The sequence below is a fragment of the Mesonia sediminis genome, assembly GCF_042684705.1.
GTDB classification, from domain to species: domain Bacteria; phylum Bacteroidota; class Bacteroidia; order Flavobacteriales; family Flavobacteriaceae; genus Mesonia; species Mesonia sediminis.
Map to the genome: position 1 here is coordinate 188,339 of NZ_JBHULZ010000041.1, position 21,491 is coordinate 209,829.

Below are 21,491 nucleotides of genomic sequence, written 5' to 3' on the forward strand. Positions count from 1 at the left end.
TACCTTTATTTTTAATGTCTTTCACACCCACTTGCGATAGGTGGTCTTCAGAAGTTTATTATGCAGCCCTCGAGGATGGTTATGATAGCACTACTACAGCAAACTTTGCCTTAGATATGTATGGGGACTGTATGGACTTAATTGGTGATGGTTCATTAGAAGTTAATATTGGCGACTAATATGAAACGAACATTAATTACTTGCGCCTTTCTATTTTCATTTTTAACAAGTTTTACGCAGACCTTAAAAGTTGAATATAAAGCTAGCATTAAGGATCATGAAAGCAACAAAAATAATGATAATATAAGGGCGCAAAATTATTTTAGAAAAACAACAAAAGAAATTAAGGATATGCTCAAGCAAGTACCTTATATCTTAATAACAGATAATAAAAATTATTTTTTTTATTATGAGGAGCCTTTGGCATTGGGAAGTATTAGTCAAACAAGAATTAACCTAATGAATTCGCTAGTAATGAATTCAAATAGCATATATGTAGATTTTAATAAAAAAAACGCTTATTACCTACCTACAAACTTTAGTTTGATTAGACAGGTAGACATAAGTAATATAAAATGGACAATAACAAAAAGTAAAAAGAAAATACTAGGATTTACTTGTTATAAGGCATTAGGAAAAATAATTAATCAGAACGAAGATTATAAAAGAGTTTATTCTATTGAAGCTTGGTTTACGCCAGAAATACCATATAAAGGAGGGGCAACTGCATATGGAAATCTTCCTGGTTTGATTTTACATTATAAAGATAAACAGGCAAGCTTTTCTGCCACGAGCATTGATGAGGGTGATTTTGAAATTAAAAAACCTGAAATGAAAAAAAATAGAATTATTAAACATTCTGCCTATAAAGAAAAAATGGATAGAATGACAGGCGAAATGTTTAAAAAAAGATAGTCCATATTAATTTAAGTTCATTCTTTATTTTTTAAAAAAAAATTTTCTTTTTATCACAAGCTTAGTCCCCTACTCCCAAAGAATAAATGGGCAAAACAGAGTGTTGTTTTTAGCTAAGAACGCTGCCAATAATCACTGTGCAAATAGATGCGGCTGTAATTCAGAAGATTTTTTTATCCATTATGCCTATAATATTTGTATTAATGGTATAGAATTATAATCGATGTTTAAATTTTTTAAGTCTTTACTGTTTTTCCTTTGCGCATTAAAAGCCAAACTATTTTTATTTATTCTACTCTTTTCAGCTGGTTTTAACTCTCTAACGGCCCAAGAGATAAAGTTAGAAGGTAAAGTGCTTGATAGTACCTTAAACCCTATACCTTACACCAATCTTATTGCTACGCCTCTAACAGAAAACCAAAGTATTACCTTTGCAATTACAGATAATCAAGGACGCTACAAGCTAAATCTAGCACAAGCCGTTAGTTATCAATTAGAAATCACCCATATGGGCTTTTCTAAAGTAACCGATACGGTAAAATTTTCTCAAAATAATGAAAAAGATTTCTACCTAAAAGAAAGTAATGAGAGTTTAGAAGAAGTACTCATTCAACAAGAAATGGCGGTAATTGTAAAAGAAGATACCATCACCTACCGCACAGACCAGTTTAAAACAGGGAAAGAAAGAAAGTTACGAGAGGTATTAAAAAAACTACCTGGTGTAGAAGTAGATAGAGAGGGCAATGTTACCGTTAACGGGAAAAAAGTAACCAAGCTTTTGGTCGAAGGAAAAACTTTTTTTACTGGTAACACAAAATTGGGCGTTAATAATATTCCTGCAGATGCTGTAGATGAGGTAGTCGCACTCGATAACTATAACGAAGTAGGTTTTTTAAAAGGGCTGAGCGATAGCGACCAAATGGCACTTAATATTAAATTAAAAAAAGGCAAAAAGAAATTTTTATTCGGCGATCTCGAAGCCGGTGGAGGTATTAAAGAACGGTACCTCATTCACCCCACCCTATTTTATTATAGCCCCGAAACAACTATTAATGTAATTGCCGATTTTAATAATATTGGTAAAAAGAGTTTTACCATGCAAGACTATATTAATTTTGAAGGCGGTTATGCCGCCATACTAGATCGTTCTCACAGTTTTGGCTCCATTTACGGTAGCGATTTTGCACGATTTCTAAACCAAAAGGATTTTCTATACCAAAAAAACGATTTTGGGGCAGGTAGTATTGCTCAGCAAGTTAATCCCAATCTCAGACTAGAAGCATTCTCTATTGTAAACCAAGGGAAAACCCAAACTAAAACCACCAATAAAATAGCTTATTTAACAGAAACTAATGTAGATGAGTTTAGAGAAAGTAGTCAAGAAAACACGATGCTATTCAGTTTAAACAAAATTAAATTACGCTTTCAACCCAATTCTAATAGTGACCTAGCTTATGAGGCTTTTTTTAAATCCTCTAACGGCGATGCACATCAAACCCTAAATTCATTTACAATATTAGATACAGCATTAACAAAAATTAATCAGCAACCTAAACACTTATCTGTAAATCAAGAAATCCGATATAACAAACAGTTTTCATACAAACATACTTCTACCTTAATAGCTAACTACAAATACAGTGATCAAGAAACCGATAACAACTGGTTTTTTAGCCAGCCTGTATTTATAGATTTAATTCCGTTTCAACCAGATGGTGATTTTTATAATTTAATACAACAAACGGCCACCAAAAAACACCAAGCCAATATAGATTTAAAACACTATTGGGTGCTTAATAACTTCAATCATATTTATCCGCGAGCAGGATTCACGTTTTTTAATGAATCATTTTCAACACTAGATCTACAACTTTTACAAGATGGTACAAGCAATAGCTTTAAGAAAAACGGCTTTAATAACGATTTAAATTTTCGCTTAACCGATAATTATATCGGGTTTCAATACAAAGCCAAAGCTGGCGATCTTATTTTAAAACCCGGAGTAATGTATCATTCTTACTTTTGGAAAATAGACCAATATTCAAATCAAATCGCAAACAAACAAAAAAACCTACTCTTACCCGAATTGAATATTGAATACGAAATTTCATCCGCAGAAAGCTTAGAACTAGATTATAACTTAAAATCTAACTTTACAAACGCCTCGCAATATGCCAATAGATTGCGTTTGGTGAGTTTCAACCAATTGTATCGTGGTAATGAGCACTTAGAAAACCAAGTTTACCATTCAGCTTCTTTACGTTACAAACAGTTTAATTTGTATAAAGGTATATTCTTAAATGCTAATTTTAATTACACCAAACGAATAAAATCCATAAGAAACAGCACACAATTAGAAAGTATAGATCAAGTAAGCACTACTATTTACACCAGTTTACCAGAAAATACCTATACGCTTAACGGGGCAATAAACAAAAAATTACCTAAATACAGCTTTAGACTACGTGCCAACATTAGCCTATCAAACTATTCAAGAATTATAAACGATAATACAAACGATTACCAGTCTCAAAATTACCAATACACTTTTGAAGCTTCTACACGTTATAAAAAATGGCCCAATTTAACTTTAGGGTGGGAACAGCGTTTTAGTAATTTTGCATCCAATACTTTTAAAAATAGCTTTACCCAAATCAATCCGTTTGCCTATTTAGAATGGGATTTTTTAAACGATTTTATTTTTAAAGCTAATTATACCTATAGTTATTACGAGAATAAAAATTCCCGTCAAATCAATCGGTTTAACCTAGGAAATCTATCCCTTTACTACAACAAAGAAGACAGCCCGTGGGGTTTTGAGCTAGCGGTAGAAAATATCTTTGATGTCCAGTATAAAAGAGAAAACGCTTTTAATCAGTTTCTGGTAACCGACAGAAATATTTATGTGCAGCCCAGAACAGCATTATTTAAACTAACTTATAAACTTTAATATTTTGGGCAAAGCCTACGGCCCGGGCTATACATTACAATCTTTTTTTGCCATTTATCAAAGCAAAAAAAGTATTTTCATTGCTATCCCTTTTGCATTAAAAAATTCTACACCAGCACAGCATACTACAATTGCTACTTATTTCTTAATTTTGCAGCACAAACGTATTAAAATTCAATTTTGGCAAAAATAGGCGATATAGATGTAGGAGAATTTCCGTTGTTGTTAGCACCAATGGAAGATGTGAGCGACCCCCCTTTTAGAGCCCTGTGTAAAGAGCAGGGAGCAGATGTAGTATACACCGAGTTTATCTCGTCTGAAGGTTTGATACGTGACGCCGCCAAAAGCGTCATGAAATTAGATATTTATGAAAAAGAGCGCCCCGTAGGCATTCAAATTTTTGGAGCCAATTTAGAATCGATGCTAGAATCTGTAGAGATTGTAGAAAAATCTGGGCCAGATATTATCGATATTAATTTTGGTTGCCCGGTAAAGAAAGTAGTCTCAAAAGGAGCTGGCGCCGGCATTTTAAAAGATATCGACCTTATGGTTTCCTTAACCGAGGCAATGGTAAAGCATACCAATTTACCCATCACAGTAAAAACCCGATTGGGCTGGGACCATGACTCAATTAAAATTGTAGAAGTAGCCGAGCGTTTACAAGACGTGGGTTGCAAAGCCATCTCTATTCATGGCAGAACACGCGCTCAAATGTATAAAGGAGAAGCCGACTGGCGCCCCATTGCCGAAGTAAAAAACAATCCGCGTATGCACATTCCTGTATTTGGAAACGGCGATGTAGACACCCCAGAGAAAGCGGTGAAAATGCGAGATGAATTTGGCTTAGACGGAGCTATGATTGGTAGAGCTAGCATTGGTTATCCTTGGTTTTTTAGAGAGGTAAAGCATTTTATAAAAACAGGAGAGCATCTAGCTCCACCCACTATGCAAGAGCGTCTTAATGCCGCTCGCAGACATTTGCAGATGGCTATAGATTGGAAAGGTGATCGCTTAGGTGTTTTTGAAACCCGTAGGCATTACACCAATTATTTTAAAGGCATTCCTCATTTTAAAGAACACCGTACGCGTATGGTCACCAGTGATGAGGCGGTAGATGTTTTTAAAGCATTTGATTTAGCCGAAGCCGAATTTGGAGATTTTCAATTTAGCCGTTGATAATTTTACCTATTCGGGTGGCGCCAATATAAGAAGCGGTAACTCCTAAAACCATAATGGTTACCAAAACCAAGACCAAGTTTTGCCACTCAATCGCTACGGGATAAGCTAAGGTAGGAGTTATCATAATCAGCTCAAACTGCTGCTGTAAAACAATAATGAGGTAGCCTAAAAATAAACCCAATATTCCTCCAAAAAAGGTAAGTAAACTACCTTGTAACAAAAAAATGCGCTTAATTTTATTAGATGAGGCGCCCAAAGCATAGAGCGTATTGATGTTTTGGCGTTTATCTAGAATAGACATGACAATGGCACCACCAACGTTAAATAGAGCGATGATGAGCACCAAAGTAAAAATCATATAAACCGCCAAATTTTCTGTGTTCAGCATTTTATACAACTTATCATTAAGCTCAATTCGGTTTTTAATTTTTACGGGGTAATCGAATAATTCATAAAGCTGTTCTTTTACCCCTTCTTCATCGGTGCCGGGTTGCAAATTTAATTCGATACCGCTAATTTCATTCGGCTCATAGCCCAATAATTCTTGAGCCAAAGCTTTTGGCGCAAAAACATATTTATGGTTTAAATCTTCATTTATACTATATATCCCAATTACCAAGGTACTAACACTTTCAAAAGCTTCTTGCGCACTACTAAGTTGCCCCACTCCAGGCTTGGGAACCATCAGCTTTAATACATCGCCATAACCCGCAAAACCCAAGGCTAATTTTCGGGAAATACCACTACCAATTACTACTTGATTTTCTTTAGGGTGCAACCAAGTTCCCCCTATCAAACTGCTGTCTACGGCATTTACGTTTAAGTAATTCTTATCTACCCCTTTAATAAAAGCCGGTAAATGTTTGTTGTTAAACTGCAGCAACACCTTCTCTTCTATAACCTGAGTATATTGACTAATGCCCTGTATACTTCGCAGTTTATTAATTTGAGATGAATGAAGCCTTATTGTTTTTCCCTCATACGGAATCACCTTGAGATCCGGGTCAAATTCATTGGTAAAAGACAAGCTAAACGCTTTAAGTCCCGCAAAACCAGATAATACAATAAACAAAGCTGCTGCACCAGCAAAAACGCCCAATGCTGCAATACCGGTTATGATATTTATAGCATTGGTCTTACTTTTTGTTCCTAAATAGCGCTTTGCGATGTATAAGGAAAACCCCATTTATGATTTTTTACGACGATCTAATAAATCTCGATTTTCAATAGGATTTTCTTTTTCGGTCACAGCTTTATCTATATTTTCAATATAATCAAGCGAGTCATCTAAATAAAAAGCCAAATCTGGCATCTTGCGCAACTGATTTTTAGTGAGCTGAGCCATTTGATGTTTGATCTTTGGCTTAATCTGATTCAGTTCGGCTAACAAACCGGCAGCATCTTTAGTTGGGAATATACTCAAATAAGCCTTAGCTAAAGATAAGTCTGTAGTTACCCGCACTTTAGATACCGATATAATAATATGTGTAATTCCAGCATTTTTTAATTCTTGCTGTAAAATACGAGCCAAGTCTTCTTGCAATACGCCCGCAATTTTCTTCTGTCTATTTGTTTCTTCCATACTGCAAAAGTAGTTTATTTAAAAGGAATTGTATTTTTGTGTACAAAAATAATAAAGATATGATGCAAAAAATAGAACATTTGGGTATTGCCGTCAAAGATTTAAAAGAAGCCAATAAAATCTATCAAGCTTTGTTGGGAGTAGCCCCCTACAAAGAAGAAAGAGTAGCCAGTGAAGGCGTAGTTACCTCATTTTTTAAAACTGGCGAAAGCAAAATAGAATTGTTGGCAGCAACTAATGAAAACAGCCCAATAGCCAAGTTCATCGCCAAAAAAGGCGAAGGTATTCATCATATTGCCTTCGCTGTAGCGGATATAAATGCGGAAGTGGCAAGATTAAAAAAGAAAGGATTTGTAGTGCTCAATGATGAACCCAAACGTGGCGCCGATAATAAAATGGTGGTTTTCTTGCATCCTAAATCAGCCAACGGGGTACTGGTAGAATTATGCCAAGAAATAAAAAAATAGATTTTTTGTTGCACAATAAATAAGTATTATTTAGTTTTGCCTACCGAAAATCAGGACCCATAGCTCAGCTGGTTAGAGCACCTGACTCATAATCAGGGGGTCGATGGTTCGAGCCCATCTGGGTCCACTTTTCTCTATAAGCTCGAAAATATTTCCCTCTCATCGATTTTTTTGATTTATTTTAACATTCTTTGCTGAATTTTGTTCAAATAATGTTTAATTTTACCGCCTATAGATCTAGTGTAGAATGAAAAGAATATTTAAACTTATCGCCATTGTAGCCATTTTACTATGGGCAATAGATAGTTCTGCTTTTCAATACTCTGCAGCAACAAAATCACCGCCACCACCAAATGATGCTGCCACAAGAGCTAATCCTCAAGGAATACCTCCACCACCTGGTCTAAACATAGACAACCAGACTTGGTTGTTACTTTTAACAGCCGGAGGAATAGGAATTATTTACTTCCGTAAAAGAAATCAAAAGGCTTAATTTTTTAAATCTAATAGACGTTTGACGTATTTTCCTATCACGTCAAACTCCAAATTAACGGTATCGTTAACCTTAAGTTGATTTAAATTGGTATGCGCTAGTGTATAAGGTATTATAGCCACGCTAAAACTGTTATACTGACTGTTTACAACCGTTAGGCTAATTCCATTAACAGTAATAGAGCCTTTTTCTATAGTCACATTATTCAGTTTAGAGTCATAGGTAAATGTAAACAATGTACTCCCCTCCTGCGGCTCAATATTCGTACACACTGCTGTTTGGTCAACGTGCCCCTGCACAATATGACCATCTAAGCGTTGAGACATCAACATGCCACGCTCTAAATTAACAGCGTCTCCTACTGCCCAAGAACCTAAACTAGTTTTGGCTATGGTTTCCTGAATGGCAGTAACTTGATAGTTATCATCAAATATCCCCACTACCGTAAGACAAACACCATTGTGCGCAACACTCTGATCTATTTTTAGCTCGGGGGTCATCGCTGCCTCAATAAAGAAATGCAAATTACCTTCTTCCTTTTCAATTCGTTTTACAACGCCTATTTCTTCGATGATTCCTGTAAACATAGTTATAAATACTTACCTTTGTAGTGCAAAAATAGGTATAATTTTAAGTTACTCACTAAAATTAACCTGTCTTTCTTTATGAATTAAAACTGCGACACAAGTGAAAAAACAGAATATAAAAATAGGCATAAGCATTGGCGATTTAAACGGAATTGGAAGCGAAATTATCCTAAAAACATTTGCCGACAATCGAATGCTTGAGTTTTGCACCCCAATTGTATTTGCCAACACCAAGCTGATGTCTTTTTACAAAAAGCATTTTGATGTAAACACAAATATTCAAGGCATTAATGACGCCAGTGAAGCTATTGAAGGAAAATTTAATGTGGTAAATGTCTGGAAAAATCACTTAAAAATAAATTTTGGTAAAGAAGATACCTTCTTAGGTGATTTTGCTTTCCAATCGCTTGAAGCCGCTACAGCAGCTTTAAAAGCAAATACAATAGATGCTTTGGTTACTGCACCAATTCATAAAAAAGTGATTCAATCTGAAAAGTTTAAATTTCCTGGCCATACCGACTATTTAGCTCAAGCTTTAGAAGGTGAAAGTCTTATGTTTATGATTTCAGAAAATTTAAAAGTAGGCCTTTTAACCGATCATGTTCCTGTAAAAAACGTACCACAAGTTATAACCGAAAAACTCATCACTAAAAAACTTCAACTCATTACCCATTCGCTTAAAGCGGATTTTAAAGTACAGCGACCAAAAATTGCCTTTCTAGGTATCAATCCTCACAGCGGAGACAATGGAGTAATTGGAGATGAAGATGATAAAATACTCAAGCCAACCTTAGAAAAATTACGTGAGCAAGGACATTTGGTCTTTGGTCCCTACGCTGCCGACAGCTTTTTTGGTACCAAAAATTATGAAAATTTCGACGCCGTTATTGCGGCTTATCACGACCAAGGTTTAATCCCGTTTAAAACATTGTCTTTTGGTTCAGGCGTAAATTATACCGCGGGCTTATCGCGTGTAAGAACTTCGCCAGATCACGGCACTGCTTTTGAAATTGCGGGTAAAAATGAAGCTAACCATCAATCTTTTCAAGAAGCGGTGCACGCTGCAATCACTATTTTTAAAAACCGAAAAGAATATCAAAAGCTCACCAAAAATCCGCTAAAAAAGCAAGGTAAAAAATTATAAACATTTCTTGTTAATAAATACTTGTATCGAATTTATTTTTTTATATTTGCACGCTTGAAATCAATGATGTAATGAAAAAGCTAAAAGAATATATCATTCCTTTTGTAGGATTGAAGGTTGGCAAACATCATTTTGATTATCAAATAGATAATCAATTCTTTGAGTTCTTTGAATATGATGATTTTAATTCCGTAAAGGTTTCGGTAGATTTACTTTTAGAAAAAAAATCCAATATGCTAGAGCTACACTTTAGTATTGAAGGTACTGTAAATCTTAATTGCGATGTTAGCAATGAAGCCTACGATCAACCTGTTGAACATCAATTGCATTTGGTGGTAAAATTTGGTGAAGAGTACAATGATGAAAACGAAGAATTATTAATTCTTCCGCATGGTGCCTATGAAATTGAGGTGCACCAATACATCTATGAAGCTATAGTTTTGGCTTTACCCTACAAAAGATTGCACCCGGGCATTGAAGACGGTACATTAAATTCAGAAATATTAGATAAGTTAGAAGAATTGCAACCTGTACAAAAGGAAGTAAATGAAAATAATGAGGTAGACCCTCGCTGGAATAAATTAAAAAACCTGTTAAACGACAATAAATAACTTAGTTATGGCACATCCTAAGAGAAAAATATCTAAGACTAGAAGAGATAAAAGGAGAACGCATTATAAAGCAAAAGCTCCACAAATTGCTACAGACCCTACTACGGGAGAAGCTCATCTTTATCACAGAGCACATTGGCACGAAGGAAAACTCTATTACAGAGGGCAAGTACTTATTGACAATACAGAAGAAGTTGAAGCTTAATAAGCACTAAAATTTTTTTTATAAGACTCTCCGCAGTGAAGCTGTGCGAGAGTTTTTTTGTTTTATCTTATTTCTAGAATGCTATGAGCGCATAATAGTTTTTCTATATAAGTTGATAAATTGACAAAAACACCTTAATTTGCATCTGCTAAATTTTATTAATTTACTCAATATCAAGTTTTAATATAATTTAGCGGTAATTTTGCTGAAATAATTTCAATTGTATGAATACAATCAAAGCAGCTATAACCGCTGTAGGATCTTTTGTTCCTGAGCATGTGTTGTCTAACAAAATGTTAGAAGAAATGGTAGATACCAATGATGAATGGATTACCACAAGAACAGGAATAAAGGAGCGCAGAATATTAAAAGATGCCCACAAAGGCACCTCTTATTTAGGTATAAAAGCAGCCCAAAATTTATTAAAAAAAGCCAATCTTGACCCAAAAGAAATTGATTTGGTTCTCTTTGCAACGGCTACACCCGATATGCCTGTGGCTTCAACAGCGGCTTTTACCGCGAGTGAAATTGGCGCCACAAACGCATTTTCTTTTGATTTACAGGCGGCCTGTTCTAGCTTTCTCTACGGTATGTCTACCGCTGCAAGTTATATAGAGTCTGGCAGATACAAAAAAGTATTGCTTATTGGTGCAGACAAAATGTCTTCTATCATCAACTATGAAGATCGAGCGACTTGTATTATTTTTGGTGACGGTGGAGGCGCTGTTCTCTTTGAGCCCAATGAAGAAGGCTTAGGACTGCAAGATGAATATTTGCGTAGTGACGGCATAGGTAGAAATTTTCTAAAGATTGAAGCAGGAGGATCTATATTACCTGCCTCTGAAGAAACGGTAAAAAATAAATTACATTACGTTCATCAAGACGGTAAAACCGTGTTTAAGTTTGCAGTTTCCAATATGGCCGATGTTAGCGAGAAAATAATGAAACGCAATCACCTTGAAGAGAAAGATGTTGACTGGTTAGTAGCGCATCAAGCCAATAAGCGAATTATCGATGCCACTGCAAAACGCATGGGGCTAAGTGAAGATAAAGTACTTATGAATATACAGCGCTACGGTAATACAACTTCGGCTACCTTACCGTTGCTGCTAAGTGACTATGAAAAACAACTTAAAAAAGGAGATAACCTAGTTTTCGCCTCTTTTGGCGGAGGCTTTACTTGGGGTTCCATTTATTTAAAATGGGCCTATAATTCTTAAAATCATAACGATTAATACCACAATATTATGGAATTAAAAGAAATTCAAAACTTAATAAAATTTGTAGCAAAATCTGGTGCTAGCGAGGTAAAATTAGAAACCGATGATGTTAAAATTACAATCAAAACAACATCTGGCGATGATAAAGAGACTACCATCGTGCAGCAAGTGCCAATGCAAGGAATGCCACAAATGCAAATGCCGCAAATGCACGCTCAAGCACCGGCTACACCAACCGAAACTACAGCTACACCGGCAAAACAAGAAACTGCTGCAAATGAAGATGACTCAAAATACATTACGGTAAAATCTCCAATTATAGGAACTTTCTACCGAAAGCCTTCACCAGACAAACCTACCTTTGTAGAAGTAGGAGATAGTATAAAAGAAGGAGATGTACTTTGTATTATTGAAGCAATGAAGCTATTTAATGAGATTGAAAGCGAAGTATCTGGTAAAATTGTAAAAGTATTGGTAGATGATTCATCTCCAGTTGAATTTGACCAGCCTTTATTCTTAGTAGACCCGTCTTAATCTATTTAGAATATAAAAGTCTTTCGTGTCCAAAAAAATATAAACAGTATGTTTAAAAAAATATTAATTGCCAATAGAGGCGAAATTGCACTACGTGTAATTAGAACCTGCCGTGAAATGGGAATCAAAACTGTGGCGGTATATTCTAAAGCCGACGCAGAAAGTTTACATGTGCGCTTTGCAGATGAAGCCGTATGTATTGGTCCGGCTCCTAGTAACGAGTCTTATTTAAAAATACCCAATATTATTTCGGCGGCAGAAATTACCAATGCAGATGCAATTCATCCAGGATATGGTTTTTTAGCAGAAAATGCAAAATTTTCCAAAATCTGTGATGAGCACGGTATTAAATTTATTGGTGCATCGCCAGAAATGATTGAGCGAATGGGCGATAAAGCCTCGGCTAGAGCTACTATGATGGCCGCAGGAGTGCCTTGTATCCCAGGTTCTGATGGTCTATTAAAAGATTATAAAGATTGCCTGAAAACAGCAAAAAAAATGGGGTTCCCTGTTATGCTTAAGGCAACTGCTGGAGGAGGCGGAAAAGGAATGCGCGCCGTTTGGAAAGAAGAGGACCTTGAAGCTGCTTGGGATTCTGCCAGACAAGAAGCTGGTGCGGCTTTTGGTAACAACGGAATGTATATGGAAAAGCTTATCGAAGAGCCTAGACATATCGAAATACAAGTAGTTGGTGATAGCAAAGGTAAAGCTTGCCATCTCTCTGAAAGAGATTGTTCTGTGCAAAGAAGACATCAAAAACTTACCGAAGAAACTCCCTCTCCTTTTATGACCGATGAATTGCGCGAAAAAATGGGAGAAGCAGCAGTAAAAGCTGCCGAATATATTAAATATGAAGGGGCTGGTACAGTAGAATTTTTAGTTGATAAGCATAGAAATTTCTACTTTATGGAAATGAATACGCGTATCCAAGTAGAACATCCAATTACAGAGCAAGTTATTGATTACGACTTGATACGAGAGCAAATTTTGGTTGCCGCTGGTGTAGAAATATCAGGAAAAAATTATTTCCCTAAATTACATTCAATAGAATGCCGTATCAATGCCGAAGATCCTTACAATGGCTTTAGACCTTCACCAGGTAAAATAACCAATTTACACGCTCCTGGAGGACACGGTGTGCGCATAGACACACATGTTTATAGTGGATATTCTATACCTCCAAACTATGACTCCATGATCGCAAAGTTAATTACTACGGCTCAAACAAGAGAAGAAGCCATCCATAAGATGAAACGCGCTTTGGATGAATTTGTTATTGAAGGTGTAAAAACAACGATTCCTTTTCATAGACAATTAATGGATCATCCTGATTACCTTGATGGAAATTACACCACCAAATTTATGGAAGATTTTGTAATGGATGAGAAATACCAAGATCAATAAGTAAATTATAATAGTACTTGAAATAAAAGCCTTTACCTGCGTGTAAAGGCTTTTATTTTTAAACCCATTTTAATTACAGTACACTTCATTCAATTACATCCCATTTTATGTTTTGAAATTAAATACTTTTGCCCGATATATTCGAAAATTAAAAAAATTAAATTGTTTTCAATTAAGCTTTGTTTATCTTTAACCTAATTCATCTTTTCTTAATTTTAAAAAGGGCCAATTTTTTAAATCTGGCTAAAACATAAACCTATTCTATTATGAGATTTAGTAAGCGCTTCGGTTTTAATTTTTTTTTCTTTTTTACCCTAATATTAGTAAGCTGTAACAGCAAAAAAGAAGATCAGGAAGTAGATAGCTTATTTAATTATAAGGCTTACATCAGTACGCATACTTACGGAAAAACCTCTATAAACGAACCCATTCTAATTAGCTTTAATAAGCCTTGGCCCGAAGTTGAGCTTAACCAGGAGGTGGCAGACAAATATCTAGAAATTTCTCCTGCCGTAAAAGGAAAACTATATCTTGAAAATGGAAAAAAACTAATTTTTAAACCTCAAGAAAAATTAAAAGCGAATACTACCTATTTTGTAACTATACCCTTAGATCTTATTTATAAGGATATTTCGAATGAGCTTAAAAGCTATACTTTTAGTTTTAAAACTCTGGAGCAGAATTACAAACTTAACTTAGGTAACCTACAATCTTATAACGATTCTCAGCAATATTTAACGGGTCAAATAGAAACTGCTGATGTTGCTGAGCTTGACCAAGTCAAGCAAATTCTCAAAGTAAAACAAAAAAATCAAGAGCTCCCCATAATTTGGGAAGAGAATTTAGAAAGCAGTCAGTATTTCCGTTTTAAAATTGATAATATCACCCGATATATAAAAGACTCTCAACTAAAAATTACTTATGATGGTTCTCCGATACAAGCAGACTATAGCGGAAAAGATGAATACTTAATTCCTGGAAAAGATAATTTTAAAATTGTAGATATACAAACCCATTCTGGAGCCGAAGCTGCATTAAGTCTAAATTTTTCTGACCAACTTGATCCTAACCAAAATTTTCAAGGATTGGTAAAATTGGCAGAAAGCAATAACCTAAAATTTGAAGTAGAAGGTAATGTTTTGTACGTCTATCCAAATATACGACCTGCTGGCGAGGTTTTATTAGAAGTGTTTGCCGGTATAAAAAATTCAGCCGGTTTCAAACTAAAAAACACCTATACCAAAAATATATCTTTTGAAGAGCTCAAACCAGCGGTACGTCTAATCTCTAAAGGGAACATATTGCCCGCTTCAGACAAAACACCTATTTATTTTGAAACGGTAAATTTACGTGCCGTTGATGTTCGTGTGATCAAAATTTATAAAGACAACGTTCTCGATCATTTACAAGATGCTTCTCTAGGTGCTCATTATAATTTAAAACGTGTAGGGCGAAAAATAGCCCAAAAAACAATCGTTTTTGAGAACAATACTCCATTTGCCTTAAAAAACTGGAAAGCCCATGCGCTAAATTTATCTGATTTTTTTAAATCAGATCCGGGTGCACTTTATAGCGTAGAGATAAGTTTTAGACAAGAATACAGCAATTATGATTGTGGTGAACAAGAAAACCAACAGCCCATCTTGCAAGCAGAAGTTAGTTATCCCGAAGAAAATTACAGAGAAGAACAATATTGGAACAATGAACTTTACAATTGGCGAAAAACACCCTATAACTGGAGAGAAAGAAATAACCCTTGCAGCCTTTCTTATTATGAAGATGATCGTTTTGCTACAATTAATATTTTAGGTTCAGACTTGGGTTTAATAGTTAAAGAAGGTACAGATAATACCTACCACATATCGGCAAATAATTTGCTTAATACGCAACCCGAAAGTAAAACCAAGGTGAGTTTATATAACTATCAAAAACAATTACTTAGCCAAGCCTACACCAATAAAAACGGGCAAGTTAAGCTTAAATCCAAACAACAAGCTGCTTTTGTAGTGGCACAAAAAGGAAAACAATATGCTTACGCCAAGCTAAGCGGTGGCAATGCACTTTCTCTTAGTAAATTTGATATAAGTGGTCAAGAAGTTCAAGGCGGATTAAAAGGCTTCATCTATACAGAGCGAGGCGTACATCGCCCTGGAGATACTATACATTTAAACTTCGTTTTAAACGATATTGAAAATCCATTACCTAAAAAACATCCTGTTCAATTATCGGTTTTTGATGCAAGAGGCCAATTGGTTTTGCAAGAAAATAAGAGTGAGTTTTCGCATCCCACACAAGCCATTAATAATTTTTATTATTTTCCTATACCCACCAAAGAACAAGATGTAACAGGCAATTGGCAAGCCCAGATAAAAGTAGGTGGGGCAAGTTTTTCAAAAACTTTAAAAGTGGCTACCGTAAAACCGAATCGATTAAAGATAAATTTAGATTTTGGCGAAAAGGTTTTAAGTACCTATAAGCCATTAGTGGGTTCATTACAATCTAATTGGCTACACGGCGCTGTAGCCAAAAATTTAGAAGCAGATATAGAAGTAGAGCTCAGTCCAGCGGCGGTGGCGTTTCCTCAATATAAATCTTATATTTTTCAAGATCCAGTTCGCAAATTTGAAAGCATCACTAAACCTTGGATAAAAGATAAAATAGACCATAATGGACGTCTTGATTTTAAAGAACAAATTAACTTAAATAAAAATGCGCCTGGAATGCTGGAGGCAAATTTTTTAACTAAAGTTTATGAGGGTGGTGGAGACTTCTCTATAGATGTGAAAACTAAAAAATTGGCCCCGTATACACACTTCATCGGAATAAAATCTCCTGAATCAAAGGCTTTTGGTGCGCACAAAACCGATGCCCAAATTCCTTTTGATATAATTAGTTTAAATGCCAAAGGACAAGTTGCCCCATCACGTAAACTTAAGGTATACGTATATAAAATAGAGTGGCGTTGGTGGTGGATTAGAGGTAGATCAAACCTTTCTCGTTACGAAAATACCCAGGTACATTCTCCATTTTTAGAAAAAAACATAACTACAGATTCTGCTGGAAAAGGCAGCCTTTTTATAAAAGTACCCGAAAACCAAGCTGGTCGTTATTTAATTAGAGTAGTTGATTCTATCTCTGGTCATGCTACAGGAGTGACAAGCTACTTTTTTAAAGATTATTACTCTTTAGGATCAAATGCCGCAGCAGATGCCGCGAAAATGCTTCTATTAAAATCAGATCAAGATAGCTATGAAGTGGGAGAAAAAGCACGTATTAGTTTCCCGTCAAGCAAGGTAGGTAGAGCATTGGTAAGTCTTGAGAATGGTAGCCGAGTGCTTTCGCAACACTGGGTGACTACAAACAAAGGCAAAACACAGCTAGAAGTACCAATTACTTCTGCAATGGCACCCAATATTTATGCGCACATCACTTTGCTACAACCCCATGCACAAAGCAAAAATGACCTCCCGATTCGATTGTATGGGGTAATACCTTTAAAAATAACAGATTCTAAGACGCAATTAAATGCTGTAATTGAAATGCCGAAAGAATTAAAGCCAGAGCAACAATATGATATCCGCATAAGCGAAAAAAACAAAAGAGAAATGACCTATACATTGGCAGTAATAGACGAAGGTTTGCTCGATTTAACAGGTTTTAAAACACCAAATATTCATCAGGCATTTTACGCTCGTGAAGCTCTTGGAGTAAAAACCTACGATGTATATGACCAAGTAATTGGAGCTTATGGTGGAAGCGTTAATAACGTATATAAAATTGGTGGTGGCGAATTGGCTGCGGGTGCCAAAAACCGAAAAGCAGATCGTTTTAAACCAGTTGTTTCTTATTTGGGTCCATTTAAATTAAAAGCTGGTCAAAAAGCAAAGCATCGGCTATATATGCCTAATTATGTAGGGGCAGTTCGGGTTATGGTGGTAGCTGGTAATCCCAAAACCGAAGCCTACGGTAAAAGCGAAAAATCGGTTCGAGTGGCTCAACCCTTAATGGTACTCAGTTCACTTCCGCGAAAGCTAAGCCCTGGTGAAGAAATAAATTTACCGGTAACTGTTTTTGCAATGGAAAACAAAATAAAACAAGTTGAAGTAAGTCTAAAGCTTGACGAAGCATTGCAAGCTATAGGACCCACCCGTAAAAAAGTAACTTTCGAAAAACCAGGTGAGCAAATAGTATATTTTACTTTTAAAAGTAATTCCACCTCAAAACCTCAAGCAATAAAGGTTTTTGCTCAAGGACATGGCGAAAAGGCCTATAGCCAAACCGAAATAGATATTTTTAACCCTAATCCTGTAAGTTATAAATCAACTAGTAGTACCTTACAACCTAAGGGAGAATTAAGTTTAAACTATAAGTCATTTGGCGAATCAGGAAGCAACTCGAGTCAGTTGGTGTTTTCGAGCCTACCTACCATCAATTTAGAAAACAGGTTAGATTATTTAATTGACTATCCTCATGGATGCTTAGAACAAATTACTTCGGGTGCATTTCCGCAATTATTTTTAAGTGATTTGGTGGACTTACCTGCCCATCGTAATGGAGAATTAAAAAGAAATGTTCAAGGGGTTTTAAACCGTTTAAAAGACTACCAGTTAAGTAACGGCGGTTTCTCCTATTGGCCAGGACAAAGTGAGGCTCACGATTGGGCAACTACCTATGTAGGGCATTTTATGATTGAAGCCAAAAGACAAGGTTATGCTATACCAGTAGGTTTGCTAGATAACTGGATGAATTACCAAAGACGGGAAGCCAGAAGATGGCAAAACCGTTTAACCTCTTATAACACAAGTTTAAATCAAGCTTACCGACTTTATGCTTTGGCTTTATCTGGTAATGCAGAGCTGGCGGCGATGAATAGACTTAGAGAATCTGAAGAAATGAGCAATACTGCAATTTGGCGATTGGCGGCGGCATATGCCGTGCTTGGGAAAAAATCGGTAGCCGAAGATTTATTAAAACCAGTTCAAGACAATTTTACTAGTAAAAACCAAATCAGCTCCAGCTTTCAATCAAAATTTAGAGATAAAGCAATGGCATTAGAAACTTTGGTGTTACTAGAAAAAACAGCGCTTCAAATGGAATTTGCACAGTCTATAGCCAAAGACTTATCGTCAGACCGATGGTTTAGTACACAAGAAACTGCCTATGCATTATTATCTCTTGCAAAAATGGCCGCTACAAATGCAACAGAGCCTTTTTCTATAGTTTATGAAATACAAGGCGAGTCTAAAGAGGTGAGCACAAATAAAACTATGGTGGCTGTTCCTTTACCCGAAGCTAAAGACCGCACGAAAATTAATATAACCAATAGGGCAAAAAATCTTGTATTTGTAAATTTAAATCAACAAGGCATTTTGCCTATAGGCGAAGAGCTAGAGGAAAAGCGAAATCTACAATTAAATTTGCAGTTTTTAAATACCAATGATGAAAGTATAGCGGTAACTAAAATAAAACAAGGTACCAGCTTTAAAGCTAAAATAAGCATACAAAACCAAGGAATAGATAGGGTTGAACATATTGCCCTTAGTCAATTTTTACCCAGCGGATGGGAAATTATAAATACCAGTTTTACCAACTTTGGCACTGATCGTTCTGCTGCTAATTACCGTGATATTCGAGACGACAGGGTGTATATTTATTTTGATTTAAAACCAGGGGAAACCCAGACTTTTGAAATTGAATTAAACGCTTCTTATTTGGGTAAGTATTATTTGCCGGGAACTCAAGTTTCTGCTATGTATGACAGAAATTATTTTGCCAGAAACAAAGGAAAATGGGTTGAAGTTATACGTTAAAAATTTCGGTTTGCTCAAAAATAAACGTTTATACTCGCTAAAGAATAAAGTTTTTCTTTTGCTTCTGTTTTTGGTCGTAGGAGCAATCTGGTGGTTTTGCTTACCGCAGAAATTATTTGATAAACCTGTTTCTACAGTTGTTTATAGCAAAAACGGATATTTGCTCGGTGCTCGTATTGCTAAAGATGGCCAATGGAGGTTTCCTTCAAGCAAAAAAATTCCTTTCAAATTTGAAAAAGCAATTTTACAGTTTGAAGATGCTTATTTTTATAAGCATCCTGGGTTTAATCCAGTTGCTATAGCGAAGGCCGCCTATCATAATTTAGCATATGGTAAAAGGCGAGGAGCCAGTACCATAACCCAGCAGGTGATAAGGCTTTCTAGAGGCTCGACTAAACGAACCTATACCGAAAAACTCATTGAATTTGCAAAGGCATTGCGCTTAGAATTGAGATACTCAAAAAAGGAAATTTTAAATTTTTATGCTAGTTATGCCCCTTTCGGGGGAAATGTAGTAGGGCTAGAAACCGCATCTTGGCGTTATTTTGGTGTATCGGCTACAGATTTAAGTTGGGGACAAGCAGCTGGTTTGGCTGTTTTACCTAATGCGCCCTCACTTGTTTTTCCTGGTAAAAATGAAAAGCTTTTAAGGCAGAAAAGAAATCGCTTACTCAAAAAATTACTACAAAACGAAATTATAGACCAAGCAACTTACCAACTAGCTTTAGCCGAAGATTTACCGCAAGAACCTTTAGCGCTTCCAGATCTGGCTCCTCATTTTGTAGAAAGAATAAAACAGCATCAACCCAAGAATCCAGTAACCAGCGATATCGATTATTTTTTACAGCAACAAATTAACCAAATCGCTAAGCAACACGCTCAACAATTATCACACAACCAAATTAAAAATTTAGCCATTTTAGTTTTAGATGTGCCCACGCGAAAAGTTATCGCTTATATGGGTAACAATCCTAATTCATCTCAAGATCCTTATGTTGATGTTATACAACAACCCAGAAGTGCGGGGAGTATTTTTAAGCCCTTTTTGTTTACCGCGGCATTAGATGAAGGCAATATTTTACCGAATACCTTGTTGGCCGATATACCTACCAATATTAATGGGTATTCCCCTTTAAACTTTGATAAATTATACCGTGGTGCCGTACCAGCAAACGAAGCCTTGGCGATGTCTTTAAATGTTCCTGCCGTTCGACTTTTGCAAGATTATGGAGTAGAAAAATTCTATAAGAAACTAAAACGGCTGAATCAGCACAAGGTCAATCGGCCTGCTGCGAGCTATGGTCTTTCTTTAACTTTAGGTGGTGCCGAGTGCAGTTTATGGGAGGTAACCCATGCCTATGCCAATATGGCCAGTACGTTAAACTTCTATTCAAAAAATTCTAGTACTTATAGAACTAATGAGTTTAAAATAAATACAATTCTGCCTGAAAAGGATGAACATTTTGGAGCACTAACACAGGAATCACCTGTTTTCGGAGCTGGTGCAATTTATCATACCTTTAAGGCGCTTAAAAAAGTAAATCGCCCCCAATCTGAATTGAATTGGCAATTTTATTCCAGTGCACAACCCATTGCCTGGAAAACGGGAACCAGCCATGGTTTTAAAGATGCTTGGGCTGTAGGAGTTACCCCAAAGTATGCAGTAGGCATTTGGGTAGGCAATACAGACGGTGAAGGAAGACCCGGTTTAACAGGAGTTAAAGCCGCTGCCCCCATTATGTTTGAGGTTTTTTCAAAATTACCTGTTTCAAAAGATTTTGATATTCCTTTTGATGATCTAATAAAAAAGAATATTTGTAAGCATAGCGGTATGTTAGCTGGTTTGCAATGCCCTGAAACAGAAGAATCATATATTCCTAAAAAAGGAGAAAAAACGAGCACATGTAAATTTCATCAAATCATCAATTTAGATTCGAATTTAAAATACCAAGTAAATTTAAATTGCTATGACAACCAGAAAATTAGACAACAATCCTGGTTGGTTTTACCCACACTTTGGGCATATTACTACAAACAATTTAATCCGCATTATAAGGACATACCAGCTTTTTCACCTGAATGTTCTCAAAGCTTGCCAGATATAATGCATTTTATCTTTCCGGTAAATCAAGAAAGTATCTTACTTCCCAAAGGATTTAACGAAAAATCTAATCCTCTTGTTCTAAAACTGGCTCATCGCTTTCCAGAAAAAGAGGTGTATTGGTATTTAAATAGAAAATATATTGGAAAAACCCAACATTTTCACGAAATGCAAATCTCTGCGCAAGTAGGAAAATACCAGCTGCTGGTTTTAGACGAATTGGGAAATCAATTATCTCGAGATATCGTCATTCAAAAGAATTAGAAATCATTTAAATAAAATTTAACAT

General features: G+C 35.9%; 17 protein-coding genes and 1 tRNA gene. 15 read left to right on the forward strand and 3 right to left on the reverse strand.

Annotation, left to right across the window (positions count from 1 at the left end; translation table 11 throughout):
• The first annotated feature begins 14 nt into the window (after window positions 1-14).
• The 4 genes from ACFSQ0_RS08885 to dusB all read left to right on the forward strand — a co-directional run bounded on the left by ACFSQ0_RS08885 (window position 15) and on the right by dusB (window position 5,041).
• Window positions 15-179, forward strand: coding sequence for a hypothetical protein (locus tag ACFSQ0_RS08885; RefSeq protein WP_379047118.1), 165 nt, complete (start codon window positions 15-17; stop codon window positions 177-179).
• 1 nt (window position 180) lies between these two features.
• Complete coding sequence (locus tag ACFSQ0_RS08890) at window positions 181-915, forward strand: GLPGLI family protein (RefSeq protein ID WP_379047120.1); 735 nt, start codon at window positions 181-183, stop codon at window positions 913-915.
• 223 nt (window positions 916-1,138) lie between these two features.
• Window positions 1,139-3,865, forward strand: a complete 2,727-nt coding sequence (locus ACFSQ0_RS08895; protein WP_379047123.1) for a carboxypeptidase-like regulatory domain-containing protein — start codon at window positions 1,139-1,141, stop codon at window positions 3,863-3,865.
• Between the two features lie 180 nt (window positions 3,866-4,045).
• Window positions 4,046-5,041, forward strand: a complete 996-nt coding sequence (gene dusB, locus ACFSQ0_RS08900; RefSeq protein WP_379047126.1) for a tRNA dihydrouridine synthase DusB — start codon at window positions 4,046-4,048, stop codon at window positions 5,039-5,041.
• Here dusB and ACFSQ0_RS08905 read toward each other — a convergent pair.
• Window positions 5,031-6,230 carry an ABC transporter permease gene (locus tag ACFSQ0_RS08905; protein ID WP_379047129.1) on the reverse strand — a complete coding sequence of 400 codons (1,200 nt, stop codon included), beginning with the start codon at window positions 6,228-6,230 and terminating at the stop codon, window positions 5,031-5,033. The two genes, dusB and ACFSQ0_RS08905, sit on opposite strands and share 11 nt — an antisense overlap.
• Window positions 6,231-6,626: a 30S ribosome-binding factor RbfA gene (rbfA, locus tag ACFSQ0_RS08910; RefSeq protein WP_379047132.1), complete on the reverse strand. Its 396-nt coding sequence runs from the start codon at window positions 6,624-6,626 to the stop codon at window positions 6,231-6,233. It lies immediately after the preceding gene.
• 62 nt (window positions 6,627-6,688) lie between these two features.
• Here rbfA and mce point away from each other — a divergent pair, with 62 nt between their 5' ends.
• The 3 genes from mce (at window position 6,689) to ACFSQ0_RS08925 (ending at window position 7,586) form a co-directional block, all read left to right on the forward strand.
• The gene (mce, locus tag ACFSQ0_RS08915; protein ID WP_379048814.1) at window positions 6,689-7,093 is read left to right on the forward strand and encodes a methylmalonyl-CoA epimerase; all 405 of its coding nucleotides are present in this window, start codon (window positions 6,689-6,691) and stop codon (window positions 7,091-7,093) included.
• Window positions 7,094-7,146: 53 nt separating this feature from the next.
• A tRNA-Ile gene (locus ACFSQ0_RS08920) sits at window positions 7,147-7,220 on the forward strand.
• 120 nt (window positions 7,221-7,340) lie between these two features.
• Window positions 7,341-7,586 (forward strand): hypothetical protein, encoded by a 246-nt coding sequence (locus tag ACFSQ0_RS08925; protein ID WP_379047135.1) that lies wholly within the window; start codon window positions 7,341-7,343, stop codon window positions 7,584-7,586.
• Here ACFSQ0_RS08925 and ACFSQ0_RS08930 read toward each other — a convergent pair.
• Window positions 7,583-8,173, reverse strand: a complete 591-nt coding sequence (locus ACFSQ0_RS08930; protein WP_379047138.1) for a riboflavin synthase — start codon at window positions 8,171-8,173, stop codon at window positions 7,583-7,585. The genes ACFSQ0_RS08925 and ACFSQ0_RS08930 overlap by 4 nt on opposite strands.
• Before the next feature lie 100 nt (window positions 8,174-8,273).
• Between ACFSQ0_RS08930 and pdxA the strand changes: the two genes are divergently transcribed.
• The 8 genes from pdxA to pbpC all read left to right on the forward strand — a co-directional run bounded on the left by pdxA (window position 8,274) and on the right by pbpC (window position 21,466).
• Complete coding sequence (pdxA, locus tag ACFSQ0_RS08935) at window positions 8,274-9,317, forward strand: 4-hydroxythreonine-4-phosphate dehydrogenase PdxA (RefSeq protein ID WP_379047141.1); 1,044 nt, start codon at window positions 8,274-8,276, stop codon at window positions 9,315-9,317.
• 71 nt (window positions 9,318-9,388) lie between these two features.
• Window positions 9,389-9,928 carry a YceD family protein gene (locus tag ACFSQ0_RS08940; RefSeq protein ID WP_379047144.1) on the forward strand — a complete coding sequence of 180 codons (540 nt, stop codon included), beginning with the start codon at window positions 9,389-9,391 and terminating at the stop codon, window positions 9,926-9,928.
• Window positions 9,929-9,935: 7 nt separating this feature from the next.
• A complete protein-coding gene (gene rpmF / locus ACFSQ0_RS08945; RefSeq protein WP_147861861.1) occupies window positions 9,936-10,133 on the forward strand; it encodes a 50S ribosomal protein L32 in 198 nt (65 codons plus the stop codon).
• A gap of 224 nt (window positions 10,134-10,357) precedes the next feature.
• Window positions 10,358-11,353, forward strand: coding sequence for a beta-ketoacyl-ACP synthase III (locus ACFSQ0_RS08950; protein WP_379047147.1), 996 nt, complete (start codon window positions 10,358-10,360; stop codon window positions 11,351-11,353).
• 27 nt (window positions 11,354-11,380) lie between these two features.
• The gene (gene accB / locus ACFSQ0_RS08955) at window positions 11,381-11,887 is read left to right on the forward strand and encodes an acetyl-CoA carboxylase biotin carboxyl carrier protein (RefSeq protein ID WP_379047150.1); all 507 of its coding nucleotides are present in this window, start codon (window positions 11,381-11,383) and stop codon (window positions 11,885-11,887) included.
• A gap of 48 nt (window positions 11,888-11,935) precedes the next feature.
• Window positions 11,936-13,291, forward strand: coding sequence for an acetyl-CoA carboxylase biotin carboxylase subunit (accC, locus tag ACFSQ0_RS08960; protein ID WP_379047153.1), 1,356 nt, complete (start codon window positions 11,936-11,938; stop codon window positions 13,289-13,291).
• A gap of 266 nt (window positions 13,292-13,557) precedes the next feature.
• Entirely contained in the window at window positions 13,558-19,101 is a 5,544-nt protein-coding gene (locus tag ACFSQ0_RS08965) for an alpha-2-macroglobulin family protein (protein ID WP_379047155.1), read from the forward strand.
• Window positions 19,046-21,466, forward strand: a complete 2,421-nt coding sequence (gene pbpC, locus ACFSQ0_RS08970; RefSeq protein WP_379047158.1) for a penicillin-binding protein 1C — start codon at window positions 19,046-19,048, stop codon at window positions 21,464-21,466. Before ACFSQ0_RS08965 ends, pbpC begins: the two co-directional genes overlap by 56 nt.
• Window positions 21,467-21,491 lie beyond the last annotated feature (25 nt).